This window comes from Labrys wisconsinensis (assembly GCF_030814995.1).
Classification (GTDB): domain Bacteria; phylum Pseudomonadota; class Alphaproteobacteria; order Rhizobiales; family Labraceae; genus Labrys; species Labrys wisconsinensis.
Window position 1 is genome coordinate 297,077 of sequence record NZ_JAUSVX010000009.1, and the last position, 26,394, is coordinate 323,470.

A 26,394-nucleotide genomic window follows, 5' to 3' on the forward strand; every position below is an offset into this window, starting at 1 on the left:
CGGCCTCATGCGGTGGCGGTTCGCGCAGCGGCAGCGTGGTCGGCGGCCTTGTCCGCATAGGCCGTCAGGCCGTCGCGGAACCAGGCGCCGTCGTCCCAGGCCTTTCGACGCGCGTCGAGGCGCTCCGCATTGCAGAGGCCGTTGCCGGCGATCACGTTGAAGAACTCCGCCCAGTCCGGCTCGCCGAAGTCATAGCCGCGCTTCTGCTCGTTCCATTTGAGGTCCGGGTCGGGAATGGCGAGGCTGAGATACTCGGCCTGAGGCACCGTCTGGTCGACGAACTTCTGGCGCAGCTCGTCGTTGGAGTTCTGCTTGATCCGCCACGCCATCGACTGGGCCGAATGCACCGAAGCCTCGTCGGAGGGGCCGAACATCATCAGGGAGGGCCACCACCAGCGGTTCAGCGCATCCTGCACCATGGCCTTCTGCGCCGGCGTGCCCCTCACCATCTTCATCAGCACGTCGAAGCCCTGGCGCTGATGGAAGCTTTCTTCCTTGCAGATGCGGATCATGGCCCGGGCATACGGGCCGTAGGAACAGCGCTGCAGCGGGACCTGGTTCATGATGGCCGCGCCGTCGACCAGCCAGCCGATTGCGCCGATATCGGCCCATGTCAGCGTCGGGTAGTTGAAGATGGAGGAATATTTGGCCTTGCCGGCATGGAGCTGCTCGTACATCTCGTCGCGGCTGACGCCGAGCGTCTCGGCGGCGCAGTAGAGGTAGAGGCCGTGGCCCGCCTCGTCCTGCACCTTGGCGAGCAGGATGGCTTTCCGCTCCAGCGTCGGCGCCCGGGTGATCCAGTTGCCTTCCGGCAGCTGGCCGACGATTTCGGAATGGGCGTGCTGGCTGATCTGGCGCACCAGCGTCTTCCTGTAGCTCTCCGGCATCCATTCCTTCGGCTCGATCTTCTGGCCGGCGTCGATGCGCTCCTGGAAAGCGCGCTCCTGCGGATCCATCTCGTCGAGGGAGCGGATGCGGGCGCCGTCGGTCTTCACCAGCTGTGCATACATGACCCTCGCCTCCTGGCTGCGCGCTTCAGACGCGCCCGAGAATGATGGCGGTGCCCTGGCCGAGAGCGATGCCCACCGCGCACGGCGCCCGCCCGATCTTCCCCGCGCATGGGGACAGCAGGCCCGCCGAGGGGCTGATCGGCGTTCCCGCCGCATCGCAGACATGGGCCTGGTTCATGCCTTCCTCCCCGGATGCGCACGCCTTCGGCGTCAATTAACCGACCGACCAGTCACTCAATTAGCACGAAACACGTCACGGATAAATGGAATTTTTCTGAATTTCTGTGACATTCAAGCGCACACGCCATGGCTTGCCGCCGCTGCGGCACGCGACAGCCTGCTAGATCGGGTCGGCGCGCAGCGCCTCGAGGCGCTCGATCCGATTCGCGCCCGCCGGTGTCCGTTCCGGCAATCTTCCCGCCCCATCGATGAAGTGGCGGCCGACATGGCCGTCGGCCTTCTCGGAGAGCCTGACATAGAGGTCGGCGAAGACCCGCCGCGCCTCTCCGCCCGGCCAGCCGGCGGGCAAGGCCGACTTGGGAAGCTGCGGCTCCCGCAGCATGATCAGGCGGTATTGATGCACCAGAAGGAGCCGCGCAACCAGGCAGGCCAACGGCGAGAGAGAAGAGCCGTCCCCGATCCGCTGCGAGAACCCGCCAAAGCGATGCAGGAACTCGTCATAAGCCGCCGCGAAACGCGGCAGGTTCCAGGCCTCGTCCACGAAGTCCTTCAGGGCGCCGCCTTGGGTCGCGAGCGTCGCGTCGAAGACGACGACGCGTTCCGGCAGGTGCGTCGCGGGGTGGGTCCCCATCGCCAGACGCGGGCCGAGCTTGGCAAAGCCGTCCCGCTCCAGACCCTGCATGATCTCGTCCGGAGCGGGGCCGTTGATCAGGACGAATTGCCATCGCGCTGCCGGTGCCGGCCCGTAGAGAAGAGCGGCAGCCCCGGCAAATTCCGTCTGGGCGTCGGCAGTCAGCCGGTAGTAGCTCCGGCGCCCGTCGCGCTCGCCGCGAAGCCGTCCTGCCGCGACCAGCCGCGACACCGCCGTCCGCACCAAGGTTTCGGTGATCCCGACGCTCCGGCAGGTTTCGATGAGATTTCCGATCCAGACCACGCCGCCCCGCGGCTCGACGACATCGCCATAGATGGTGACGATGAAACCCGCCGCCCTGACCGTCAGGCCGGTCAGCAGCCGCTCGACCGCCTCCCCCAGGCCATGTCCGGGCTCGTCGCTCTCGATCGACAACCTGGCCCTGCTCCAGCCTCGCAACGCGTCCGCATCCCTTACAGTGGGATGCCGGCGATGTTCAAGCGAGCGCGATCACGGGAAGGAGGGTCCAGCGTCGGCATCTCCCGCCCCGAGCGGTGCGTCAGCCTCGCCCCGCAAAGAAGCGCATCAGCAGGGCCGTCTCGCGTTCCTCGCCCGCGTGATCGGCGGCCACCGCGGCGTAGAACTCCGCCATCGCCGTGTAGACCGCGCTTTCCGGCCGGTCCTCGCCGATGGTCGCGGCGATCTCGCGCATCTCCGGCACCCAGCGATAGGCCTTGGGCAGCATGTCCGGGATGCCCTTGGCCAGGCGCGCCAGCAGCTCGGGCTGGCTCGCGCCGAGCTCGTCCAGTAGCGCCCCGCCGACGCCGTGACGGGTGGCGGCGAGGATCATGCCGGCGCCGAGCGCGGTCAGGCCCTTGGTGATGCCGGCATAGGCCATCTTCAGCGCCGAGGCGGCGCCGACGCCGCCCTCCAGCACTTTCGCATCCAGCCCGTGGCCGGCGAGGATCGCGGCGCAGTCGCCGACCGGTCCGCAGAGGTGGAAGGCCGGGCCCTTGCCCTCGCGCTGCGGCGGCGCACCGAAGATGCCGCCGTCGACGAAGGTTGCGCCCGCGGCGGCGACGATGGCGCCGACCTCGCGCGCAGTCGCAGGGCTGACGGCGTTGAGGTCGACATAGACCGGTCTCGTCCGTGCCGCCGCGATGGCGGCGGCCATGCGCGTGGCGAGGCCCACCGCCTTGTCGGGCGGCACGATGGAGAGGAAGATCTCGGCCCCGGCGAGCTCCGCGTCACCGACGCCGATCATGCCTGCGGCCCGGGCGCGGACGATGCTGGCCTCGCTGCGGCCGTCCAGCGAGGTGACGACGCGGGCGCCGCGGGCCGCGAGCCTTGCGCCCACGGCCGCGCCCATCGCGCCGGCTGCGACGACGGCGATGGTCCTGCTCATCCCGGACCTCCTTCGGTTGCGTGCCGTGGCGCACGAGCCGGCGCCGACGCCGCACCGCGCGCTGCAAAGGTCCGGATGACAATGGGCCGAGCCGGCCCGCCTGTCGATGGCGCCGCCCGCGGCAAAACATCCGCGACGCAAGAGCGCGACCGGGCGCGGCCTCGTCTCAGCCCAGCCGCGCGGCGTGCCAGGCGATGTGGTCCGCCATGAAGGTCGAGATGAAGAAGTAGGAGTGGTCGTAGCCCTCGCGCATGGTGAGCGTGAGCGGCATCCCTGCCCTCTCGCAGGCCTCGCGCAGCAGCCAGGGCCGCAGACCCGTATCGAGGAAGCTGTCGGCCGTGCCCTGGTCGACCAGCAGCTCGGGCAGGCGGTGGCCGTCTTCGATCAGGGCGCAGGCGTCCCAGGCGCGCCAGGCCTTGGCATCCGGCCCCAGGTACTTCTCCAAAGCCGGGCGCGACCAATCCGCCGTCGAGGGCTGCACGATCGGCGCGAAGGCCGAGCAGCTGCGATAGCGCCCCGGGTTCTTCAGCGCGATGGTGAGCGCGCCGTGCCCGCCCATGGAATGGCCGAAAATGCCCTGGCGGCTCATGTCGGCCGGGAACTCGGCCGCCACCAGCGCCGGAAGCTCCTGCGTGACGTAGGAATACATCCGGTAATTGGCGGCGTAAGGGGCCTCGGTCGCATCGACATAGAAGCCGGCGCCCGATCCGAACTGCCAGTTGCCGGGCTCGTCCGGCACGTCCGGGCCGCGCGGGCTGGTGTCGGGCGCGACGATGATGACGCCGTGCCGGGCCGCCGCGGCGCGGTATTCGCCCTTCTCCATGACGTTGGCATGGGTGCAGGTCAGGCCCGATAGGTACCATAGTACGGGAACGACGCCGTCCCGCGCCTGCGGCGGCACGAAGACGGCGAAGGTCATCGGGCAGCGCGTCGTCGCCGCCTCATGGCGATAGACGCCCTGCACGCCGCCATGGCTGAGGGCCTTGGAGACGGTCTCCATCAATAGATCACCACGGAGCGGATCGACTTGCCCTCGTGCATCAGGTCGAAGGCGGTGTTGATCTCCTCCAGCGGCATGGTGTGGGTGATCAGGGGGTCGATCTCGATCTTGCCGTCCATGTACCAGTCGACGATCTTCGGCACGTCGGTGCGCCCGCGGGCGCCGCCGAAGGCCGAGCCCCTCCAAACCCGCCCGGTGACGAGCTGGAACGGGCGGGTCGCGATCTCGGCGCCGGACGGCGCCACGCCGATGATGATGCTCTCGCCCCAGCCGCGATGGCAGCATTCCAGCGCCTGGCGCATGGTGTGGACGTTGCCGATGCACTCGAAGGAGAAGTCGGCGCCGCCGCCGGTGAGGTCGACGATCGCCTGCACCACCTTGTCGCGGCCGACCTCGTCCGGGTTGACGAAATGCGTCATGCCGAAGGTCTTGGCCATCTCGACCTTGGAGGGGTTGAGGTCGACGCCGATGATCTTGTCGGCCCCGACCATGCGGGCGCCCTGGATGACGTTGAGGCCGATGCCGCCGAGGCCGAACACCACGACATTGGCGCCCGGCCAGACCTTGGCGGTGTAGACCACGGCGCCGATGCCTGTCGTGACGCCGCAGCCGATGTAGCAGATCTTGTCGAAGGGCGCGTCCTCGCGGACCTTGGCGAGGGCGATCTCCGGCAGCACCGTGAAGTTGGAGAAGGTCGAGCAGCCCATGTAGTGGAAGACCTCGCCGCCCTCGCAGGAAAAGCGCGTGGTGCGGTCCGGCATCAGGCCCTGGCCCTGGGTGGCGCGGATCGAGGTGCAGAGGTTCGAGCGCTGCGACAGGCAGGTCTTGCAGGCCCGGCACTCCGGCGTATAGAGCGGAATGACATGGTCGCCCGCCTTCAACGCGGTGACGCCGGCCCCGACCTCGCGCACGACGCCGGCGCCCTCATGGCCGAGGATCGCCGGGAACTTGCCCTCGGAGTCGAGGCCCGACAGCGTGTAGGCGTCGGTGTGGCACACGCCCGTCGCCATGATCTCGACCAGCACCTCGCCGGCCTTCGGCCCGCCGATCTCGATGGTCTCGATCGTCAGCGGCTTGCCCGCTTCCCAGGCCACGGCGGCACGCGATTTCATGGGTGGCTCCCTTTCGGAGTTGGGGGTGGAGAGGCGGGTCACGAAAGCCTTCTCCACCGAAGGTGGGGAAGGTGGCGCCGCGAAGCGGCGACGGATGGGGTGTGGCGGGCAAGGCTGGCCTTTCGACAATCTTGCACGACGGTCGTGCCAGCTGAACACAGACCGAGACCTGCCCGCCACACCCCATCCGACCCGACTTCGTCGGGCCACCTTCCCCGCTACGCGGAGAAGGCTTTTTCAAGCCCTTACCGCGAGAACTTCTTGTAATGGATGCGCTTGGGGATGATGGAATCGATGCCCAGGCGGCGCTTCTTGTCCTCTTCATAAGCCTCGAAGTTCCCCTCGAACCATTCCACATGGCTCTCGCCCTCGAAGGCGAGGATGTGGGTGGCGAGGCGGTCGAGGAAGAAGCGGTCATGGGAGATGATGACGGCGCAGCCGGCATAATTCTCCAGCGCATCCTCCAGCGCCCGCAGCGTCTCGACGTCGAGGTCGTTGGTCGGCTCGTCCAGGAACAGGACGTTGGAGCCTTCCTTCAGCATCTTGGCGAGCTGGACGCGGTTGCGCTCGCCGCCGGAGAGCACACCGACCTTCTTCTGCTGGTCGCCGCCCTTGAAGTTGAAGGCGGAGGTATAGCCGCGCGAATTCACCTCGCGCTTGCCGAGATAGAGGATCTCGTTGCCGCCGGAGACCTCCTCCCACACCGTCTTGTTCGGGTCGAGCTGGTCGCGCGACTGGTCGACATAGCCCGGCTTCACCGTCTCGCCGAAGCGGATCGTGCCGGCATCCGGCTTCTCCAGGCCGAGCAGCATGCGGAACAGCGTGGTCTTGCCGGCGCCGTTCGGGCCGATGACGCCGACGATGCCGCCCGGCGGCAGGCTGAAGGAGAGGTCGTCGATCAGCAGCCGGTCGCCATAGGCCTTGGACAGGCCCTCGGCCTCGATCACCACGCCGCCGAGGCGCGGGCCGGTCTGGATCATGATCTGCGCCGTCGCGGGGCCCTTCTCGTTGGCCTTGGCCAGCAGGTCCTCATAGGCGTTGATGCGCGCCTTCGACTTGGCCTGGCGCGCCTTGGGCGAGGCCGAGATCCATTCCTGCTCGGCCGCCAGCGCCTTCTGCCGGCTCTCCTCCTCGCGCGATTCCTGCGCCAGGCGCTTCTGCTTCTGCGCCAGCCAGGACGTGTAGTTGCCCTCGTAGGGGATGCCGCGGCCGCGATCGAGCTCGAGGATCCAGCCCGTGACGTTGTCGAGGAAGTAGCGGTCATGGGTGACGATCAGGATCGCGCCGGGATAGTTGCGCAGATGGCCTTCGAGCCAGGCGACCGTCTCGGCGTCGAGATGGTTGGTGGGCTCGTCCAGCAGCAAGAGTTCCGGCTGCTGCAGCAGCAGGCGGCACAGCGCCACGCGGCGGCGCTCGCCGCCCGAGAGCGTCTCGACGCCGGCGTCGTCGGGCGGGCAGCGCAGCGCTTCCATCGCCTGGTCGATCTGGCTGTCGAGGTCCCACAGGTTCTTGGCGTCGATCTCGTCCTGCAGGCGGGTCATCTCGTCCGCCGTCTCGTCCGAGTAGTTCATGGCGACTTCGTTGTAGCGGTCGAGGATCGCCTTCTTGGCGGCGACGCCGTCCATGACGTTCTCGCGCACGGTCTTGGCGGGGTCGAGCTGCGGCTCCTGCGAGAGATAGCCGACGCGCGCGCCCTCGGCCACCCAGCCGTCGCCGGTGAACTCCTTGTCGATGCCCGCCATGATCCGGAGCAGCGTCGATTTGCCCGAGCCGTTGACGCCGAGCACGCCGATCTTGGCATCGGGGTAGAAGGAGAGGTTGACGTTCTCCAGCACCTTCTTGCCGCCGGGATAGGTCTTGTTGAGACCCTGCATGTGATAGACAAACTGATAGGAGGCCATCGCCGCGCCCTGCCGTACTGGTGTTTCGAGGATTGGGCCGGTGTGTACCCGAGGGGGCGCGGCCGGGCAAGGCGCCTGGGGGCAGGATTGCGGGATGACGGTCGGGGATAACAACGATCGGGCGAGGCGGGACCGTTGTCGGCGAAGGCGCGACGCCTGGGCCTCCCCTCCCCCTTGTGGGGAGGGGTAAGGGGCTGGGGGTCGTGTAGGATAGGACGCGACACCGGTCGAAGGGCATCAGGCGTTGTTCTGATCCGTCGAGGCGGGCGTCACGACCCCCACCCCTAACCCCTCCCCACAAGGGGGAGGGGAAAAGCCGGCGTCGCGGGCGATGCATCATGCTGCCCAGTCCCCTCAGATATCATCCCTTATGCAAGCCTTCAGGTGCCCCTCTCCCACCACCCGCAGCGGCGGCACCGTCTCGGCGCAGGCGGCGATCGCCGCGGGGCAGCGGGTGCGGAAGACGCAGCCGGACGGCGGGCTCGCCGGGCTCGGGATGTCGCCGCGCAGGACCTGGCGCTCGCGCGGGCGGTCGAGGTCGGGGGACGGGATCGCCGACAGGAGCGCCCTGGTATAAGGGTGCTGCGGCGTGGCGTAGAGCGCCGCGCTGGGGGCGATCTCCATGATCCGGCCGAGATAGAGCACGATCACCCGGTCGCAGACATATTCCACCACGGCGAGGTCGTGGGAGATGAACAGCATGGTCAGCCCCAGCCGTGCCTGCAGGCCGCGCATCAGGTTGACCACCTGCGCCTGGATCGACACGTCGAGCGCCGAGACCGGCTCGTCGGCGACCAGGAACTCCGGCTGCAGCGTCAGCGCCCGGGCGATGCCGATGCGCTGGCGCTGGCCGCCGGAGAATTCGTGGGCATAGCGGTCGAGCGCGTCCGCCGGCAGCTCCACCTCACCCAGCGCCCGGCGCGCCCGCTCCAGCCGCTCGCGGCGCGTGCCGATGCCCTGGATGTCGAGGCCCTCGGTCAGGATCTCGCCGATGGTCATGCGCGGCGACAGGCTGGCGAAGGGGTCCTGGAAGACATATTGCAGGCGCCGGCGCATGCGGCGCATCTCCCCGGTGGGGAGCGTGACGAGGTCGCGGCCGTCGAACACCACCGATCCGGCGCTCGGCTCGATCAGGCGCAGCACCGAGCGGCCGATCGTGGTCTTGCCGCTGCCGGATTCGCCGACCAGCCCGACCACCTCGCCGCGGCCGACGTCGAAGGAGATGTCGTGCAGGATGCGCAAGCCGCCGGCGCCGCGCGGGCCGTAATCCTTGGCGAGGTTGCGGACGGAAAGGAGCGCGCCAGTCATGCCGGGATTCATGCCGCGATCTCCCGCCAGCGCAGGCAGCGGCTGCCATGGCCGCCGCCGGTGTCGACGATTGCGGGCGGCGCGAGGGTGCAGGCCGCCTCGGCATGGCGGCAGCGCGGCGCGAAGGCGCAGCCGGGCGGCATGGCCCGCAGGCTTGGCACCGTGCCGGCAATGGCGGGCAGCGGCCGGCCGGACTGCCGCAGCGCCGTGGCCGTGCCGAGCCGCGGCGTCGAGGCCAGCAGGCCGATGGTGTAGGGATGGCGCGGGCGCCGGAACACCGCCTCGACCGGCCCCTCCTCGACCACCCGCCCGGCATACATCACCGCGACGCGCTGGGCGATCTCGGCGACGACACCGAGATTGTGGGTGACGAACAGCATGCTCATGCCCCGCTCGCGCTGCAGCTTGCGCAGGAGGTCGAGAATCTGCGCCTGGATGGTCACGTCGAGCGCCGTGGTCGGCTCGTCCGCGATCAGGAGCGTCGGGTCGCAGGCGAGCGCCATGGCGATGGTGGCGCGCTGGCGCATGCCGCCGGAGAGCTCGTGCGGATATTGCCCCGCCCGCCGGCCGGGATCGGCGATGCCGACCTGGCCCATCAGGGCGATCGCCGCCTCGCGCGCCGCGCGCCGATCCGCGCCGCGGTGGACGCGCAGCGGCTCGCCGATCTGGTCGCCGAGCGTGTAGACCGGGTTGAGGCTGGTCAGCGGCTCCTGGAACACCATGGCGACGTCGTTGCCGCGGATCCGGCGCAGCGCCTCGCCCTCGAGCACGGCGAGGTCGCGCACCACGCCGTCCTTGCCGGTGAGGCGCACGCTTCCGGCGGCGATCCGCCCGGTCCCGGCCGGCAGCAGGCCCATGATCGACAGGCTGGTGACCGACTTGCCGGATCCAGATTCGCCGACCAGCGCCAGGGTCTCGCCGGCCGCGATGCTGAGGTCGAGGCCGGCCACGGCGGTGATCTCGCCGCCACGCCCGCGGAAGACGGTGGTGAGGCCGCTGATGGCGAGGGTGGGCTGCGTCGAGCCGATCGTCGGACGCGACGCCGGCCATTCCCCTCCCCCTTGTGGAGAGGGGTTAGGGGTGGGGGTCGTTGACATCGGGCGCGCCCTGTCCTGTTCGACCCCCACCCTTCATCCCTCCCCACAAGGGGGAGGGAGGGCACAGGCGTCGCGTCGAGCTCCGACCACATGGCGTCTCGCCCCGCCGAACAGCCATACCTTTCCTCCGCTGCAGTCCTTCAGGGCGTCTCATCCCAGCAGCCCCGCTGCGCGCAGGATCGGGTCGATCCGTGCCGCCTCGGCCTCGTCGAGCGTGCGTTGCGGGCGCGCCATCACATTGGTGGCGATGATGCCGAGCCGGCGCATCGCGGTCTTGAAGCCGCCGACGCCGGCGGCGCCCGAACTGGTGCGCGGCAGGCCGACGAAGACGATCTCGAACAGGCGGCAGAGCCGCTCCTGCTCGGCCCGCGCCGCCGCCCAGTCGCCGCGGCGGGCGGCATCCCACAGGCGGACATAGCCGTGCGGGTCGACATTGCCGAGGCCGGGCACCACGCCGTGCGCACCGGCGGCCAGCGCGGAATCGACCACGATCTCCGAGCCGGTCATCAGGAAGATGTCGGGCCGGTCGGCGAGGTCGAGCAGCGCCATGCGGAAATTGCCGTCGTCACCGCTGGAATCCTTCAGGCCCGCGATCGTGCCCTCGCGGGCGAGCGCGACGACGCCGGCTCGGTCGAGCTTGACGTGGACGCAGACCGGGATGTCGTAGGCGACGACCGGCAGGTCGACCGCCGCCTTGACATAGCGGAAATGGTCGAGGATCTCCGGCTGGCTGGTGCGGGTGTAGAACGGCGCGGTGACGACCACGGCGTCGACGCCGATCGCCTTGGCCGCTCTGGCATGGGCGATGACCCGGTCGGTGGTCGGGTCGATCACCCCGGCCAGGATCCTGGCGCGGCCGTTCACCACCCGGACGGTGTGCTCGATGATGGCGCGCCGCGCCGCCTCGTCGTGGAACACCACCTCGCTGGTCGAGCCGAGCACGAACAGCCCGTGCACGCCGCCGGCGATCAGGTGCTCCAGCACGCGGGTGTAGGACGGGAAGTCCACGGTGAAGTCGTCGTTCAGCGGGACGACGACGGGGGGAATGACGCCGGAGAAGGTCATGGTCTGCCTGGGGTTGGGGTCAATGGAGGTCGGATCGGGGGTCGAAGGCGTCGCGCAGGCCGTCGCCGACGAAATTGATGGCGAGCACGGCCAGCACCAGCGCCGCGCCGGGGAACAGCCATTGCCAGGCATATTGCTCCAGCACGATGGTGCTGCGCGCCGCGTTCAGCATGTTGCCCCAGCTCGCCTCGGGCGGCGGCACGCCGAGGCCGAGGAAGGAGAGGCCGGCTTCGAGCAGGATGGCGTTGGCGACCTGCAGCGTCGCATAGACCACCAGGATGTCGATCGCGTTGGGCAGGCCGTGGCGCCAGAGCAGATGGCCGAGGCCGGCGCCCATGCCGCGCGCGGCGACGACGAAGTCGCGCTCGCGCAGCTCCAGGAGCCGGGCCCGCACCATGCGCGCCAGCACCGGCCAGGACAGGAGCGCGATGACGACGATGGTCGGGCTGATGCCCGACCCGGTGATCGAAGCGAGCACCAGGAGGAAGATCACCGGCGGCAGCGTCATGGCGAGGTCGACCAGGCGCATGGCGGCGGCGTCGACGAGGCGAGGACCGAAGGCCGACACCGCGCCGACGAGGAAGCCGATCAGGGTGGAAAGCGCCACCGAGCAGGCCGCTACCAGGAGCGAGATCCGCCCGCCCTGCATCACGCGGGCAAGCACGTCGCGGCCGACGCCGTCGGTTCCGAACCAGTGGCGCAGCGTCGGGCCCTTGTTCATGGCGACGAGGTCGATGTCGTTCGGCCGGTGGCCGAGCCAGAGCGGATAGGCCAGCACCAGGACCAGCAGCGGCACGATGATGGCGAGGCCCGCCAGCGCCGCGCCGTTGCCGGCGAAGCGGCGCAGGGCCCGGCCGGTCGGACCGTCGGGGCGCGGCGTTAGGCGCCAGGCCATCTCAGGCGACCTTGATGCGCGGATCGATGGCGGCATAGGCAATGTCCGTGACGAGGTTAGCCAGGATCACGCAGGCGCCGATGACCAGCGTCGCCCCCATGATCACGGGGTAGTCGCGGCTCTCCACCGCCTTGACCAGCAGGAGGCCCATGCCGGGCCAGTTGAACACGCTCTCGATGAAGATCGCCCCGCCGACGGCGATGCCGATGGTCGAGCCGATCAGGGTGACCACCGGCAGCAGGGCGTTGCGCAGGGCGTGCTTGAGGATGACCCAGCGCTCGCGCACGCCCTTGGCCCGGGCGGTGCGGACATAGTCCTGGCTCATCACTTCCAGCAGCGAGGCCCGCATGTAGCGCATGATCGGTGCCGCCTGGCCGATCGAGAGCAGCAGCGCCGGCAGGACGAGATGGGCGAGGACGTCGCCGGGGCCGGCGGCGCCCCCGGGCGTGGTCATGCCGCCGGCCGGGGCCCAGTGCAGCTTCACCGCGAAGAGATAGACGCCGATCAGCGCCGTGAGGAAGGCCGGGCTGGAAATGCCGACCAGGGCGAGCACGGAGAGCGAGACATCGGTGCCGGAATTGCGCCGCACCGCGCCGGCGATGCCGGCGAGGATGCCGACGACGATGGCGAGGCCGAGGGCCGCGCCCATCAGGAGCAGCGTCGGGCCGATCCGCGACAGCACCAGGCCGAGCACCGGCTCGCCGAAGCGCTGGAGCGAGAAGCCGAGATCGCCCGACAGGGCGCGGGCGAGCCAGGCGAGATATTGCACCGGCAGCGGCAGGTCGAGGCCGAGCCGGGTGCGCAGCGCCGCGACATCGGCCGGCGACATCGGCACGGTCGGGTTGATATAGGCGTCGGCCGGATCGCCCGGCGTCAGCCGCAGCAGCACGAAGACCAGCAGGCTGAGGGCGACCAGCATGGCCGCCCCGATCGCGAGGCGGCGGAGGCAGAAGCGCAGCATGGCGTTTTCTCCGCGGCGGGTGGGGGACGTCGCCTGTTTGGGACTCGACAATTCCGTCAGGGGCGGGCTGGTCCCACGACTGTCCGGAAAAAGCTTCCTGTGCTCAGCGGCTGCAAAATTCTTCTTGAGGCGCAACCGCTTGCCGTCATGGACGGGCTTGTCCCGTCCATCCACGCGAACGCAACGCCGGCCGGTGTTCGCGTGGATGGGCGGATCAAGTCCGCCCATGACGGTCGCGTTTCCTCGATCCTACTGCCCCACCGCCCATGTCTCCGGATGAGCCTGATACGGTCCGCCGCCGGGCGCCGGCGTCCAGACGAAGTTCTTGAGCTTCGTCGAGGCCACGCCGTAGCGCTTGGCGACCCACAGCGTCGCCCAGGGCAGCTGCGCATTCATCGCCTTGCAGACGTCGCGATAGCGGTCGGCGCGTTTGGCTTCGTCGGTCTCGGCCAGGGCTGCGTCGAAGGCGGCGCTCACCTCCGGCATTCGGATATGCAGGAAGTTGGCGCCGGCCGGCGGGATCTGCTTCTCGTTGAGGCCGACATTGAGGTTGCTGGGGTCCGGGCCGTTCTGCAGGCCGGCATAGACCAGCGGGAACTGGGCCGGGTCGGGCTTGGCGGCCATGATCGTGCCGTTATAGGTCGGGGTATCGACCGCCCGCGGCACGACGTTGATACCGACCTGGCCGAGCATCGCCTGGATCGCCGCCAGGACATTGGTGGCCAGCGGCGTGTTGTAATAGGTCAGCACGGTGATCGGCTTGTCGCCGTTGAGCTTGTCCCAGCCCGCCTCCTGCAGCAGCTGGCGCGCCTTGTCGGGGTCGTAGGCATAGGGGTCGGCATCGGCCGGCACCAGGCGCTCGGCGACATAGCCGCAATTGGCCGGCGCCGCGGCGCCCTTGTAGAGGCTCTGGATGATGGCGTTGCGGTCGATGGCGTGCATCACCGCCTGGCGCACGCGCAGGTCCTTCCACAGCGGCAGCTCCTGGTTGAAGCCGAGATAGTTGACCACGTAGGAATTGCCCTCGATCACCCGGAAGCTGCCGGCGTCGGTCAGGGTGGGCACGTCGTCGGCGTCGACATAGCTGAACTGGATCTCGCCGGCGCGCAGGGCCGCGACCGCCGCGGCGGTGTTGCCGAAATAGCGGTTGATGATCCGCGACACCGCCGGCTTGCCGCCGCGATAGTCGGGATTGGCGGCGAGCTCGACATATTGGTCGGTGACATAGCGGCCGAACTTGAACGGCCCGGTGCCGATCGGCGTGGTCGACCACCAGGCGTTCTTGGCCAGCGCATCGGGCGCGATGCCGGCCAGCGCGTGCTGCGGCAGCATCATCACCTTGGTCAGGACGTCGAGCAGGCCGGAGCTCGGCTTGGAAAGCTTGAGCACCACCGTCCGCTCGTCCGGCGTCTCGACCGCGGCGATGGCGGCGAGGCGCGCGGCGAACACGGTGCCGCTCGTGCCCTGCTTGGCGAGCTCGATGGTGAACTTCGCGTCCTTGGCCGTGAAGGGCTGGCCGTCGTGCCATTTGGCGTCGGCGAGGTGGAAGGTGTAGGCGAGCTGGTCGGGGCTCGTCTCGAACCGGTCGGCCAGGACGCCGACGATCGTTTCCAGCTTGTCGTCATAGGCGACGAGCGGCTCGAAATAGAGGCTGAGCCAGGTGAAGCCGGCGGTGGCGGCCAGCGGGTTGAAATTGCCCTGGAAGCCGCCCGGCCCGACATCGAAGCCGCCGGTGATCACCGCCTCCTCGGCCCGCGCCGGGGCGCCGACGGCGGCGCCCAGCAGCGCGGCGCAGAGCGCGAACGCCGACGTCATGGTTCTCAAGCTCATGTCTCCCTCCCCTTTGTTGTCCTCGGAGCGGCCGCCTCAGCGCGCCAGCACGCTCCGGATGCCCCGGTAGTGGCGTTCGAGCCTGTCACGCGCCCGGACGGCGTCGCGGGCGACGACGGCGTCGTAGATCTCCTCGTGGTCGCGCCAGGTGGCGATCGGGTCCGGGTTGCCCAGGCTGAAGAAGCCGGACGCCTTGTGGAAGGCGACCCAGAAGATCTCGATCAGCCGGTCGAGCACGCGGTTGCCGAGGCAGCGGAACAGCAGGCGGTGGAACTGCTGGTCCTCCTCCGGAAAGGCTTCGCCCCGCTCGGCCTTGGCGCGCATGGCATCGAGCGTCAGGCGCAGGGCCGCGAGGTCGGCTTCGCCGATGGCGGTGACGCAATCGGCGATCAGGCCGAATTCCAGCGTGCAGCGGATCTGCAGGACGTCGCCGACATCCCTGAGCTCGCGGCCGAGGCCGTAGGGCAGATGGTCGAGCAGGGGGTCGAAGGAGAAGTCGCGCACGAAGACGCCGATGCCGCGCCGCGTCTCGATGATGCCGACCGATTCCAGCGCCTTGATCGCCTCGCGCACCGAGTTGCGGCTGACCCCGAGCCGCTGGGCGAGCTCGCCCTCGGGCGGCAGCGCCGCGCCGGGCTTGAGCTGCGCCTCGTCGATATAGGCCTTGAGGCTCTCCTGCACCGAGACGTGCAGCAGCGGCGGCCGGTCGAGGCGCTTGATGGTGGGCATGCCCGCTCCCGGAGAGGACGCCGGCCGAGCGCCGGCTCTGATGCGCACCCATATCCACTTGTAGGATATCCGTCAAGCTTGGGGAACGCACCATGCTGGCCGTGCAGCCTTGAAGTGACGCCTCCGCTCGCGCTAGGGCATGGGCACACCAAGCGGGACAACGCCCATGCCCTCCTCCCTTCGTGGCCGCATCATCCTGGTCACCGGCGCCTCGCGCGGCATCGGCCGCGCCGCGGCCCTGGCTCTCGCCGCCGAGGGTGCGACCGTGGTCGGCGTCGCCCGCACGCTCGCCGCCATGGACGGGCTGCAGGACGCGGCGAAGGCCGTCGGCGGCGACCTCTTCGCCGCCGCCGTCGACATGGCGGACGCGCCGCGGATCCACGAGCTCGCCGACCTCGTCGGCACCCGCTACGGCCGGCTCGACGGGCTGTTCGGCAATGCCGGGCTGCTCGGCCCCAAGGCGCCGATCGGCGAAATGTCGGGCCGGGACTGGGATTATGCGATTTCGGTGAATCTGACTGCGAACTGGCATCTCCTGCACGAGTTCGACCCGCTGCTGCGCCGCTCCGACGCCGGCCGCGCCCTGTTCGTCACCTCGGGCGTCGCCTGGAAGCGCCACGCCGGCTGGACGCCCTATGCCGCCACCAAGGCGGGGCTGGAGGCCATGGTCGGCGTCTATGCCAACGAGGTGGCGGACACCCCGGTGCGCGCCAACCTGATCAGCCCCGGGCCGATCCGCACCGAGCTGCGGGTCGAGGCCTGGCCCGACGAGGACCCCGCGACCGTGCCGACGCCGGAGGAGCTGGCGCCCGCCATCGTCATGCTGCTGTCGCCCGGCTTCACCGAGAACGGTGTCATCTACGACTATAGGGAGCACCGGGTGACTCGGCATCAGCCACCGGCCTGAACCACGGATTCACGCTTCCCGCAGCTTTGCCGGCGGGCCGCGGCCGCCCGTGCTAGTGTGCCCGGCAGGATCGGACCGATGCTGCTGCGCGCCACCGCCCTCTTCCTGTTCGCCGTCCTCGCCGCGCCTGCGCTGGCGCAGACGCAGGATCGCGGCTGCGACATCGAGACCTCTTCCTATGTCGTGGTGAAGCCGCCGACCCCGCGGCCGCCGACCGGCCCGGTCGTCGCCGTGCCGCAGACGCCCTGCCCGACGCTGCCGGACCAATGGGACGGCGCCGTCGGCCCGATCGGCGTCGGCATCGAGATCAAGCCGCCGCGCCGCGGGCATCGGCCGGCTGAGAGAGAGGCAGGGGTGACGGACTAAACGGCGCAAAGGCATAGTCGGCCGCAGTGGACAGGCGGCCGACCTCCGCATGACCATGTGATCGGCGGGCCGTTCACGCTGACGCTTAGGCCCTTCGTGGCGTTCGGGATAGGCCAAGACATGAGCCAGAAATTGCTCGGAGCAGCACGTCTTTTCGCGAGTCACTATCAGATCGTCATTTGCGACGATCCGAGGAAGATCGGCAGCGACTTCGCGAACTGGAAAGACGACAAAGGGAATCGAGGTTTTGCAGGGTCGCCGACGTTCCGCTCGGTAGGCACGGAAGCCGACCTCAACGACCACTGGGTAGAGTTGGTGCTGTCAGACGAACCGCCAGACCTTGAAGAGTGGCAGCGCGTCACCTGCGTCGATTTTCGTTCCGACAGCGGAGCCGTGTCCGTCATGTCGGTGATCGACGACGTGCCGCCCATCTCCGCCACTATTGGTCAGGGCGAGTACACCGCTTTTGTTGCCGCCCAGAATGTCGGGGTTGACCAACTGAGTCTGGCCGAAGAGCACGAACTGAGCGACGCGGAGCTGGCTGCTCGAAAAGATCTCGAATGGTACCGAATATTCCTGGTTGCTGGAAAGCCGCAAACCGTCGGGAGGATCGTTGACCGCACCGACGCAGCCGACTGAGTCTGGACTTGAGCCTGTTGCCATGGATATTCGCCCGATCCGCTCCGACGAGGACCTCACGGCCGCTCTCCATGAGGTGGAAACCCTTTGGAGCGCCGAACCCGGTACTCCTGAGGCGGACAAGCTCGAGGTTCTGACCACCCTCATCGAAGCTTACGAGGCCAGGCATCACCCGATTCCCGAAGCGGACCCGATCGGTATGATTCGCTTCTTCATGGAAGAACTGGGCCATACCCAGACCGAATTGGCGGAACTGCTCGGCTCGAGGTCGCGGGCCTCGGAAGTCCTCAACCGCCGGCGTCCCCTGACACTCCACCAGATCTACAGGCTCAACCGGGAATGGGGCATCCCCGCCGACGCCCTGGTCACCCCCTATCCTGTCTCGGAAATCGCGCGCAAACGTGCGTGACGATTGTGTGAGAAATGGTGCCGACGCCCACCGTCAAGCCAGCACGCCTTCTGGAAACGCGCCGAGGAGGTGGTCGACGAAAGCCCGGATCTTTGCGCTCGCGAGCCGGCGCGAGGCATGCAGCACCCAGAGTTCCGTGGGCGGGCCATGCTGGGTGCCCCAGCTCGTCAGGCGCCCGGCGGCGACGTCGGCTCCGACCAGGGATTGCGGAAGCAGGCCCGCGCCGGCGCCCGCGCGCACGGCATCCCGCACCATCAGCTGGGACGACAGGCGCAGCACCGGCTGCGGGGCGAGCGGCGCACCGAAGCCCTCGACATGCCAGAGCGGCTCGGCCGGCGCGTTCGTGCGCACGACCGCGGGAAAGCCTCCCAGATTCTGGCCGCTCGGCGGCCCATGGGCCGGCGTGGCGACGACGATCTGGCGGTCCCTGAGGAAGCAGCGTCCCACCAGCGCGTCGTCGGCGCGCGGGTTGATGCGGATCACCGCGTCATATCCCTCCGCGACCAGATCCACCGGTCGGTCCTCCGCCGTCACCTCCAGCTGCACGTCGGGATAGCGGGTCGAGAAGGCGGCGGCGATCCGGCCCATGGCGATGTGGGAGAAGAGGATGGGCGCGCTGACCCGCAGGCGCCCGCGGGGCCGGTCGCGCCCGGCGCTCACCGCCTCTCCGGCCTCGTGGATTTCGCCCAGCAACCCCTCCGTACGGACGAGCAGGGCCGAGCCCTCCTCCGTTAGCCGAAGGACGCGCCCGCCCCGCTCGAACAGGCGGACACCGAGGCCGTCCTCCAGCTCGATGACCCGCCTGGACAGCGTGGCCTTGGGGCGGCCGGTCCTGCGGCTCGCCGCGCCGAAGCCGCCGTTCGAGGCCACCAGCACGAAATCGGAAAGCGCCGAAAGGTCCATATCCGTCTCATTTCCGGGACAAGCCGTCTATAGTTTCGATCTTAATCCGCACATTCGGGACGGTCTATGAGTCCTCATCGAAAGGAGCAAGACCATGACCCGAACCACCCCTGAATCGGCAAGCCACCCGCGAGCGCCCACGATCCCTGCGAGAGGCCGCGCCCTCCGTCTCCACGCCTATGGCGGCCCGGAGACGGTCTCGATCGACAGCGTCGAGACGCCCGTCCCCGGCCCGGGCCAGGTCCTCATCCAGGTGAAGGCGGCGGGCGTGAACGGCCTCGACTGGAAAGCCCGCGAGGGCTATGTCCGCGATGCCTTTCCCCTCGTCCTGCCCGTCACGCTCGGGCTGGAGCTCGCCGGCGTCGTGCTGCAGGCCGAGGCCGGCGTCGGGCATCTCCGGCCCGGCGACCGCGTCATGGGACCCCTGGCCGGCTTCGGCGCCTATGCAGATTTCGTCGCGGTCGACGCCGGGAAGCTGTGCCTGGTACCCGACGGGCTGTCGGACGTGGAGGCTGCCGCGCTACCGGTCGCCTCGTTGACCGCCTGGCAGCTGCTGGAGGCCACCGGCGTCGCGCTCCCGGGCCGGCGGGTGCTGATCCACGGTGCGGCCGGCGGCGTCGGCGGCTTTGCCGTCCAGTTCGCCAAGTCCGCCGGCGCGACCGTGTTCGCCACCGCCTCGGCGCGCAGCCGCGCGCATGTGCTGCACCTCGGGGCCGACGAGGTGATCGACTATGCCGCCGGGCGCTTCGAAGAGAAGGTCGGCGATATCGACGTGGTTGTCGACCTGATCGGGGGCGATGTGCCGGATCGCTCCTGGTCCGTCCTGGGGCCATCGGGCGTGATGATCAGCACGACCACGCCGGATATTGCCGCGCGGACGCTGCCCGGCCGGCGCGGGATCTGGTTCGTGAATCGGCCCAACGCATCGCGCTTGCACGAGATCGCCGAAGCGGTGGCCTCCGGCAGGCTGAAATCGGCGATCGCGGAGACGGTCGGTTTCGGCGAGCTCCCGGCCGCCATCGAGCGCAACCGCACCGGCCATGCGCCGGGGAAGATCGTGGTCGACCTCGGCCGCTGACCCGGCTCCGAAGCGGGAAACCACCGATTCGATCGACGCGGACGGGCCCTACCCACCACACCGCATCGCCACGGAGCCCACGCCCCCTGCCGGGTCGTGGGCTTTGCTTTGGCCGGTCTGCACAAGTCCCGCCGCGGACGCACGGGGATGGACACCCCATCGCAATATCCCGCCTTGACAGCCCTCTCCGTCTCTGCAAATTTTTACACCAACGACAAAAAATTACAGGGTGGATGAGCGCGTGGCCCAGGCCCTCGGTGCAGCCGTGATCGACGAGGAGGCCTCGCTCGCCACCCGGGCCGCATGGCTCTATTTCGCCGGCGGCTTCACCCAGGCGGAGGTGGCGGCGCGGCTCAACGTGCCGAGCGTCAAGGCCCATCGCCTGATCTCCCGCGCCAGCCGCGATGGCCTGATCCGCGTCTTCGTCGACGGTCCGGTGGCCGAATGCTTCCATCTGGAGGAAGCGATCAAGCAGCGCTGGGGCATCGAGTTCTGCCATGTCTCGCCCGATATCGGCGAGAGCGGCCTGCCGCTGAAGACGCTCGGGCTCGCCGGCGCCGCCTTCCTGCGCTCGCAGCTGGAATCGGGCGGCGAGATGGTGATCGGCATCGGCCATGGCCGCACCCTGGCTGCCGCCGTCGCCCATCTGCCGCAGGTACCGGGCACGAAGGCCAGGTTCGTCTCGCTGCTCGGCGGCCTCACCCGCAAGTTCTCCGCCAGCCCCTTCGATGTCATCCATCGCCTGGCCGAGCGCACCGGCGCCGAGGCCTATGTCATGCCGATGCCGGTGTTCGCCAACACCGCCGCGGACCGCGCCGTGCTGGTCTCCCAGATCGGCATCGCCGACGTCTTCGCCCTCGCCCGCTCGGCGACGCTGATGTTCGCCGGCATCGGCGAGGCGCGCGCCGAAGGCTCGCTCGTCGCATCCGGCATGCTGCGCGCCGACGAGGTCGCCGATCTCGAGCGCGCCGGCGTCGAGGGCGAGATCCTCAGCCATTTCCTCGGCGCCGACGGGCGCGTGATCGAGACGCCGCTGTCGCAGCGCTCGATCTCGGTGGGCGTCGAGGACCTGCACGGCCGGCGCGTCGTCGCCATCGCCGGCGGCCCCAGCAAGACCAGCGCCATACGCGCCGTTCTCAACAGCGACTTTTTGAAGGGACTGATCACCGACGAAGCAACGGCTCGTCGCCTCGTCGGTCCGATACCCGGAGCTTGAAGCTCCCAACCACCAGCACAAGAGCGGCTCCAGCCGCCCAACCATCGATCACGGGAGAAAACGAATGTCCGAAAAGGCGAAAGACTTCTTCAGGCAATTCAAGGCGGGCCGCATCAGCCGCCGCGAGCTGATGGAAGGAGCCGGCAAGCTCGGCCTGACCGCGGCAGCCGCGAACTTCATGCTCAACGCCGCGGCGACGCAGGCCATCGCCGCCGACTTCGACTGGCAGAAGTTCAAGGGGCAGAAGATCAAGCTGCTCCTCAACAAGCACCCCTATGCCGACGCGATGATCGCCGACATCGACAATTTCAAGACGCTCACCGGCATGGATGTCAGCTACGACATCTTCCCCGAGGACGTCTATTTCGACAAGGTGACGGCCGCCCTCTCCTCCAAGTCCGACCAGTACGACGCCTTCATGACCGGCGCCTACATGACCTGGACCTATGGTCCTGCGGGCTGGATCGACGACCTCAACGAGTACATCAAGGACCCGGCCAAGACCAATCCCGCCTATGCCTGGGACGACGTGCTGCCCGGCCTTCGCGCCTCCACCGCCTGGAACGGCGTGCCCGGCGGCGAGCTCGGCTCGGCCGATGCCAAGCAATGGTGCATCCCCTGGGGCTATGAGCTCAACTCGATCACCTACAACAGGAAGATGTACGAGAAGGCCGGCATCGAGCCCGCCAAGAACATGCCGGACCTCGTGGAGAAGTCGGCCAAGCTGACCAAGGACCTCGGCGGCCCCTACGGCATCGGCGTCCGCGGCTCGCGCTCCTGGGCCTCGATCCATCCCGGATTCCTCTCCGGCTATTCCAACTACGGCCAGCGCGACCTCAAGGTCACCGACGGTAAGCTGTCCGCGGCGATGAACACCGCGGAATCAAAGGCTTACCACAAGCTGTTCGTGGAAATGGTCCAGAACTCCGGCCCGAAGAACTGGTCGACCTACACCTGGTACCAGGTCGGCACCGACCTCGGCGCCGGCGCCTCCGCCACCATCTTCGACGCCGACATCCTCGGCTATTTCATGAATGGCGGCGACAACAAGGAGAAGGGCAATCTCGGCTTCCACGCCTTTGCCGCCAATCCGGACGCCAAGGCGCCGACCCCGAACGTCTGGATCTGGTCGCTGGCGATGAACGCCGCCGGCAAGCAGAAGGACGCCGCCTGGTACTTCATGCAGTGGGCTTCCTCCACCGAGCACGACATGTTCGGCGCCCGCAAGATGGACTTCGTCAATCCGGTCCGCGCCTCCGTCTGGAAGGACGAGGAATTCCGCAGCCGCATCGACAAGTCCTATAACGGCTATCTCGCCCAGCACGACGCCTCGGCGCCGGGCGCGAAGATCTACTTCACCCCGCAGCCGCTGTTCTTCGACGTCACCACCCAATGGGCCGAGACGCTGCAGAAGATGGTGGCCAAGGAAGTGCCTGTCGACGACGGCCTCGACCAGCTCGCGGCCTCGATCGACAAGCAGCTCAAGGACGCCGGCCTCGGCTGAGCCGGACACCGCCGGACGGGACGGCGATGCCGTCCCGTCCCCCTCTCGATCCCAGCCGGTTCCCGCGATGACAGCTGCCGCCCCCCTCAAGCGCCGCCGCAAGGCCCAAGTCCTGCCCTATCTCCTCAGCCTGCCCGCGCTCCTGGTGTGCATCGGCATCCTCGTGCCCTTCGTCACCGCGGTCTATTATTCGATGATGCGCTTCCGCCTGAACATGCCGGCGATGAAGGGCTTCATCTGGTTCGGCAATTATCTCGCCTTCCTCTCCGACGCCGAGTTCTGGAACACGGTCAGGGTGTCGCTCACCTATACCGTGCTCACCGTCGGCATCGAGCTGGTGCTCGGCCTGATGATCGCCATGCTGCTGGTCAGGCGCACGCGCTTCAACGACCTCGCCTCGATCCTGCTGCTGCTGCCGCTGATGACGGCGCCGGCCATCGCCGCGCTGATGTGGAAGCTGATGACCAACCCGAATTTCGGGGTCCTCTCCTATTTCGTGCAGAGCCTGGGCTTCGAGGACTTCAAATGGGCCTCCGACACCCGCACGGCCATGCTGACCGTCGTGCTGGTCGATGTCTGGGTCTACACGCCCTTCATCATGATCCTGCTGCTGGCCGGCTTGCGCTCGCTGCCGCAGCAGCCCTTCGAGGCCGCCGCGCTCGACGGCGTGCCGCGCCGCTTCGTCTTCTTCCGCATCACCCTGCCGATGCTGATGCCCTACATCATCACCGCGGCGCTGTTCCGCCTGCTCGACAGCATCCAGCAGTTCGACATCATCTACGCCATGACGCAGGGCGGCCCGGGCAACACGCTGATGGCCTTCCAGGTGCGCGCCTATATCGAGTTCTATTCCTACACCAATGTCGGCCGCTCGGCGGCGCTCCTGGTGATCCTGTGGGCGATCACCTATGCCTTGTCGAACGTCTTCATCAAGCAATGGCTGAAGCTGCGCGAGCGCGCGCACGGCACGGCGTGAGGAGGCGGCCATGGAACACACCTCGCCCCTGGAGCGGATCGTGCGCGGCGTGCTGATCGCGCTGGTGCTGCTCTTCTTCCTGTTCCCGATCTTCTGGATCGTCCTGATGTCGTTCCAGACGAACGAGGACATCCTGCGCATTCCGCCGAGCCCGTTCTTCTCGCCGACCCTGTCGAACTACCAGGCGCTGATCACCGGCAAGCTCACCTCGGCCTCCGGCACGCTCGACATCGCCTTCATGAAGAACCTCGGCAACAGCGTGCTGCTCTCCGCCGTCTCGGTGGCCGTCGCCCTGATCCTCGGCGTGCCGGCGGCCTATGCCTTCGCCCGCTTCAAGTTCCGCATGAGCGAGGACATCGCCTTCACGCTGCTCTCCTTCCGCTTCGCCCCGCCGCTGCTGGTGCTGCTGCCCCTGTCGCTGTTCTTCCGCGACCTCGGCCTCACCGACACCTATCTCGGCCTGATCTGGGTCTACCAGCTCATCGCCCTGCCGCTGATCCTGTGGATCGTCCGCGGCTATTTCGAAGACATCTCGCCCGACATCGAGCATGCCTACCGCGTCGCCGGCCACAGCTGGTGGCGCACCTTCACCCGCATCGCCGTGCCGCTCGCCGGGCCCGGCATCGCCGCGGCCGGGCTGCTCGCCTTCATCTTCTGTTGGAACAATTTCGTGTTCGCGCTGATCCTGGCCTCGGCCGACAAACAGCCGGTGACGGTCGGGGCGCTCGCCTTCGTCACCGCCTCGGGCATCCAGTACGGGCAGGTCGCCGCGGCCATCGTGCTGTCGGTGACGCCGACCCTGCTCCTCGCCCTCTATGCCCAGCGCTACCTCGTCGAGGGCCTGTCGCTCGGCGCGGTGAAAGGCTGAGCCATGGCCCAGATCGAGCTCACCGGCCTCGCCAAGGCCTTCAAGACCGGCCCCGTCTTCTCCGACCTCTCGCTGGTGGCCGAGACGGGCGAGATCGTCGTGGTCTTCGGCCCCTCCGGCGCCGGCAAGACCGTGCTGCTGCGCCTCGTCGCCGGCGTCGCCGAGCCGGATGCCGGCGCGGTCCGGCTGGACGGCCGTGACGTCACCGACGCCCCGCCCGAGACGCGCGGCGTCGGCATGGCCTTCCAGAACTTCGCGCTGTTCCCGCACATGAGCGCCTACGACAACATCGCCAGCGCCCTCACCGCCGGCCGGTGCTCGCCCGAGGCGATCAAGGGCCGGGTCGAGGCGGTGGCGAAGCTCCTCAAGATCGGCCATGTCCTGCAGCACCAGCCGCGCGAGCTCTCCAACGGCCAGAAGCAGCGCACCGCCCTGGCGCGGGCGCTGGCCGCCGAGCCCAAGGTGCTGCTGCTCGACGATCCCCTGCGCAATGTCGACGCCAAGCTGCGCTACGAGATGCGCCTGGAGCTGCCCTCGTTGCTCAAGGCCTCGGGCTCGACCGTGCTCTACGTCACCCAGGACTACAAGGAGGCCATGGCCCTCGGCGACCGCATCGCCGTGCTGCTCGATGGCGGCCTCGCCCAGGTCGCCACGCCGGCGCAGATCTATCGCGAGCCTGCGAGCCTCGGCGTTGCCCGCCTGTTCGGCGACCCCACCATCAACCTGGTGCCGGTCTCGCCGCAGGCCTCGCCCGCCGGCCCGCGCATCGAGCTCGGCGGCAAGGTCCTGCACCTGCCGGCGTCCTATGCCCATGCCGCCGGCACGGACTGCGTGCTCGGCCTCCGCCCGGAGGCGATCCTGGCCGCGGACCGTCCGGAGCCCGAGAGCTTCCCGGTCGAGGTGGTGGCGGTGACGCCGCTCAACGAGAAGACCGTGCTGCTGCTGCGCACCGACGACGGCCGCGAGCTGCTGGCCTCCGAGGCCGGCAACGAGGAGGCGCCGCGCCGGCACGGGCCGGCCCATGCCCGCTTCGACGCCGCCGCCATCCTCTTGTTCGAGGCCGCCGGTGGCCGCCGCATCGCGCCGAGGGCCGCGTGAGGGCGGTGGCGAAGGCCTTTGCTTTGAGCGCCTCCCGCCGGATGCGTCCGGCCCGGCGCACTGCGCGTTCGTTCCGGGAGCAGCCTCTTCATGTCTGACATCGCGCTCACGATCGATGGCGTCGACAAGATCTACCAGCGCCGCGGCAAGCCGCCGGTGCATGCGGTCAAGGCTCTCGACATGGCGGTGGGCAAGGGCGAGATCGTGGCGCTCCTCGGCTCGTCCGGCTGCGGCAAGACCTCGACGCTGCGCATGATCGCCGGCTTCGAAGCGGTCACCCATGGCTCGATCTCCCTGGCCGGCCGCCGCATCGAGCACCTGCCGCCGGCCGGGCGCAACGTCGCCATGGCCTTCGAGGGCTATTCGCTCTATCCCCCGCTCACGGTGCGCGACAACATCGCCTTCGCCCTGAAATCCTCGCGCATGAGCGCGGAGGACATCGCCAGGTCGATCGGCGAGGTGGCGGCGCTGGTCGAGATCGAGAAGATCCTCGACCGCTATCCCTCCTCCATATCAGGCGGCCAGCAGCAGCGCGCCAGCCTCGCCCGCGCCCTGGTTCGGCGCGCCGATCTCTATCTCCTCGACGAGCCGATGGGCCAACTCGAGCCGCAGCTCAGGGCCGTGCTGCGCGGCCGCCTCAAGAACCTGCTGGTCGAGCGCGGCATGACCTCGATCTTCGTCACCCACGACCAGACCGAGGCCAATGCCCTGGCCGACCGCATCGCGGTGATGGAAGGCGGCGTGCTGCAGCAGTTCGCCAGCCAGAAGGCCCTCAAGGAACGGCCAGCCAACCTGTTCGTCGCCACGTTCATCGGCGAGCCACCCATGAACGTCTTCGATGCCCGGATCGAGAACGGCGACCGCCTGCGCTTCGCGGTCGCCGGCGGCCCGACGCTCGACTTCGCCGCCGCCGACCTGCCGCAGGCCGTGCGCGCGGCGATCGGGCAGCGGAGCGAGGCCGTGATCGGCGTGCGCCCGCACGCGGTGCGCCTCGGCGCCGGCCCGCACGAGGCCCGCATCGTCTCCAACCAATGGCTCGGCGACCAGAGCCACCTGGCGCTGGAGGTGGCGGGCAAGCTCCTGGTGGCGGTATCGCACGCCGCGGTGGCGGCGAGGCCCGGCGAGACGCTGCGCTACGCCCTCAACGCGGCCGACCTGCACGTCTTCGATGCCGGGTCGGGGGCGGCGGTGTCGCACGGCACGGAGGCGGCGTGATGTTTCCTCTTGCAAGACATCACGCCGGAAACCCCTCTCCCGGCCGGGAGAGGGGCAGGGGTGAGGGTCTAAGCCCATCAGCAAGGAGGCA

General features: G+C 68.8%; 26 protein-coding genes. 11 read left to right on the forward strand and 15 right to left on the reverse strand.

The window, feature by feature from the left end; genetic code table 11:
• Positions 1–5 precede the first annotated feature (5 nt).
• The 14 genes from paaA to QO011_RS23525 form a co-directional block, all read right to left on the reverse strand.
• Complete coding sequence (gene paaA, locus QO011_RS23460) at positions 6–1,010, reverse strand: 1,2-phenylacetyl-CoA epoxidase subunit PaaA (protein ID WP_307277264.1); 1,005 nt, start codon at positions 1,008–1,010, stop codon at positions 6–8.
• 25 nt (positions 1,011–1,035) lie between these two features.
• Positions 1,036–1,188 carry a hypothetical protein gene (locus tag QO011_RS23465; RefSeq protein ID WP_307277267.1) on the reverse strand — a complete coding sequence of 51 codons (153 nt, stop codon included), beginning with the start codon at positions 1,186–1,188 and terminating at the stop codon, positions 1,036–1,038.
• Positions 1,189–1,350: 162 nt separating this feature from the next.
• Positions 1,351–2,256: a PaaX family transcriptional regulator C-terminal domain-containing protein gene (locus QO011_RS23470; RefSeq protein ID WP_370882001.1), complete on the reverse strand. Its 906-nt coding sequence runs from the start codon at positions 2,254–2,256 to the stop codon at positions 1,351–1,353.
• A 124-nt stretch (positions 2,257–2,380) separates the two neighbouring features.
• Positions 2,381–3,226, reverse strand: coding sequence for a DUF1932 domain-containing protein (locus QO011_RS23475; protein ID WP_307277273.1), 846 nt, complete (start codon positions 3,224–3,226; stop codon positions 2,381–2,383).
• Between the two features lie 166 nt (positions 3,227–3,392).
• Positions 3,393–4,226, reverse strand: a complete 834-nt coding sequence (gene fghA / locus QO011_RS23480) for an S-formylglutathione hydrolase (RefSeq protein WP_307277275.1) — start codon at positions 4,224–4,226, stop codon at positions 3,393–3,395.
• The gene (locus tag QO011_RS23485) at positions 4,226–5,338 is read right to left on the reverse strand and encodes an S-(hydroxymethyl)glutathione dehydrogenase/class III alcohol dehydrogenase (RefSeq protein WP_307277278.1); all 1,113 of its coding nucleotides are present in this window, start codon (positions 5,336–5,338) and stop codon (positions 4,226–4,228) included. The genes fghA and QO011_RS23485 overlap by 1 nt, the downstream gene beginning before the upstream one ends.
• Before the next feature lie 245 nt (positions 5,339–5,583).
• Positions 5,584–7,239 (reverse strand): energy-dependent translational throttle protein EttA, encoded by a 1,656-nt coding sequence (ettA, locus tag QO011_RS23490; RefSeq protein WP_307277282.1) that lies wholly within the window; start codon positions 7,237–7,239, stop codon positions 5,584–5,586.
• A 354-nt stretch (positions 7,240–7,593) separates the two neighbouring features.
• Positions 7,594–8,547, reverse strand: a complete 954-nt coding sequence (locus QO011_RS23495; RefSeq protein ID WP_307277284.1) for an ABC transporter ATP-binding protein — start codon at positions 8,545–8,547, stop codon at positions 7,594–7,596.
• 8 nt (positions 8,548–8,555) lie between these two features.
• Positions 8,556–9,644, reverse strand: coding sequence for an ABC transporter ATP-binding protein (locus QO011_RS23500; protein WP_307277285.1), 1,089 nt, complete (start codon positions 9,642–9,644; stop codon positions 8,556–8,558).
• 150 nt (positions 9,645–9,794) lie between these two features.
• On the reverse strand, positions 9,795–10,709 hold the full coding sequence (locus QO011_RS23505) for a dihydrodipicolinate synthase family protein (protein ID WP_307277286.1): 915 nt from the start codon (positions 10,707–10,709) through the stop codon (positions 9,795–9,797).
• A 19-nt stretch (positions 10,710–10,728) separates the two neighbouring features.
• Positions 10,729–11,604, reverse strand: coding sequence for an ABC transporter permease (locus tag QO011_RS23510; RefSeq protein ID WP_307277289.1), 876 nt, complete (start codon positions 11,602–11,604; stop codon positions 10,729–10,731).
• Between the two features lies 1 nt (position 11,605).
• Complete coding sequence (locus QO011_RS23515) at positions 11,606–12,565, reverse strand: ABC transporter permease (RefSeq protein ID WP_307277292.1); 960 nt, start codon at positions 12,563–12,565, stop codon at positions 11,606–11,608.
• Between the two features lie 249 nt (positions 12,566–12,814).
• Positions 12,815–14,395, reverse strand: a complete 1,581-nt coding sequence (locus QO011_RS23520) for an ABC transporter substrate-binding protein (protein WP_307277296.1) — start codon at positions 14,393–14,395, stop codon at positions 12,815–12,817.
• A gap of 36 nt (positions 14,396–14,431) precedes the next feature.
• Positions 14,432–15,124: a FadR/GntR family transcriptional regulator gene (locus QO011_RS23525; protein ID WP_307277299.1), complete on the reverse strand. Its 693-nt coding sequence runs from the start codon at positions 15,122–15,124 to the stop codon at positions 14,432–14,434.
• A gap of 166 nt (positions 15,125–15,290) precedes the next feature.
• Here QO011_RS23525 and QO011_RS23530 point away from each other — a divergent pair, with 166 nt between their 5' ends.
• From QO011_RS23530 to QO011_RS23545, 4 genes are all read left to right on the forward strand, one after another.
• On the forward strand, positions 15,291–16,031 hold the full coding sequence (locus tag QO011_RS23530) for an SDR family NAD(P)-dependent oxidoreductase (protein ID WP_307277301.1): 741 nt from the start codon (positions 15,291–15,293) through the stop codon (positions 16,029–16,031).
• Between the two features lie 78 nt (positions 16,032–16,109).
• On the forward strand, positions 16,110–16,397 hold the full coding sequence (locus tag QO011_RS23535; RefSeq protein WP_307277303.1) for a hypothetical protein: 288 nt from the start codon (positions 16,110–16,112) through the stop codon (positions 16,395–16,397).
• Positions 16,398–16,517: 120 nt separating this feature from the next.
• Positions 16,518–17,036, forward strand: a complete 519-nt coding sequence (gene comJ, locus QO011_RS23540; protein ID WP_307277306.1) for a competence protein ComJ — start codon at positions 16,518–16,520, stop codon at positions 17,034–17,036.
• Positions 17,037–17,058: 22 nt separating this feature from the next.
• Positions 17,059–17,445: a helix-turn-helix domain-containing protein gene (locus QO011_RS23545; protein WP_307277394.1), complete on the forward strand. Its 387-nt coding sequence runs from the start codon at positions 17,059–17,061 to the stop codon at positions 17,443–17,445.
• 33 nt (positions 17,446–17,478) lie between these two features.
• Here QO011_RS23545 and QO011_RS23550 read toward each other — a convergent pair whose 3' ends face one another.
• Positions 17,479–18,348 (reverse strand): LysR family transcriptional regulator, encoded by an 870-nt coding sequence (locus QO011_RS23550; RefSeq protein ID WP_307277308.1) that lies wholly within the window; start codon positions 18,346–18,348, stop codon positions 17,479–17,481.
• A gap of 94 nt (positions 18,349–18,442) precedes the next feature.
• Here QO011_RS23550 and QO011_RS23555 point away from each other — a divergent pair, with 94 nt between their 5' ends.
• From QO011_RS23555 to QO011_RS23585, 7 genes are all read left to right on the forward strand, one after another.
• Positions 18,443–19,426 carry an NADP-dependent oxidoreductase gene (locus QO011_RS23555; RefSeq protein ID WP_307277310.1) on the forward strand — a complete coding sequence of 328 codons (984 nt, stop codon included), beginning with the start codon at positions 18,443–18,445 and terminating at the stop codon, positions 19,424–19,426.
• Positions 19,427–19,667: 241 nt separating this feature from the next.
• A complete protein-coding gene (locus tag QO011_RS23560) occupies positions 19,668–20,642 on the forward strand; it encodes a sugar-binding transcriptional regulator (RefSeq protein WP_307277312.1) in 975 nt (324 codons plus the stop codon).
• Positions 20,643–20,706: 64 nt separating this feature from the next.
• Positions 20,707–22,146, forward strand: coding sequence for an extracellular solute-binding protein (locus QO011_RS23565; protein ID WP_307277314.1), 1,440 nt, complete (start codon positions 20,707–20,709; stop codon positions 22,144–22,146).
• Positions 22,147–22,213: 67 nt separating this feature from the next.
• Positions 22,214–23,122, forward strand: a complete 909-nt coding sequence (locus tag QO011_RS23570; RefSeq protein ID WP_307277315.1) for a carbohydrate ABC transporter permease — start codon at positions 22,214–22,216, stop codon at positions 23,120–23,122.
• 10 nt (positions 23,123–23,132) lie between these two features.
• On the forward strand, positions 23,133–23,990 hold the full coding sequence (locus QO011_RS23575) for a carbohydrate ABC transporter permease (RefSeq protein ID WP_307277317.1): 858 nt from the start codon (positions 23,133–23,135) through the stop codon (positions 23,988–23,990).
• A 3-nt stretch (positions 23,991–23,993) separates the two neighbouring features.
• The gene (locus tag QO011_RS23580; protein ID WP_307277320.1) at positions 23,994–25,088 is read left to right on the forward strand and encodes an ABC transporter ATP-binding protein; all 1,095 of its coding nucleotides are present in this window, start codon (positions 23,994–23,996) and stop codon (positions 25,086–25,088) included.
• A 90-nt stretch (positions 25,089–25,178) separates the two neighbouring features.
• On the forward strand, positions 25,179–26,303 hold the full coding sequence (locus QO011_RS23585) for an ABC transporter ATP-binding protein (protein WP_307277323.1): 1,125 nt from the start codon (positions 25,179–25,181) through the stop codon (positions 26,301–26,303).
• The last annotated feature ends 91 nt before the right edge of the window (positions 26,304–26,394 follow it).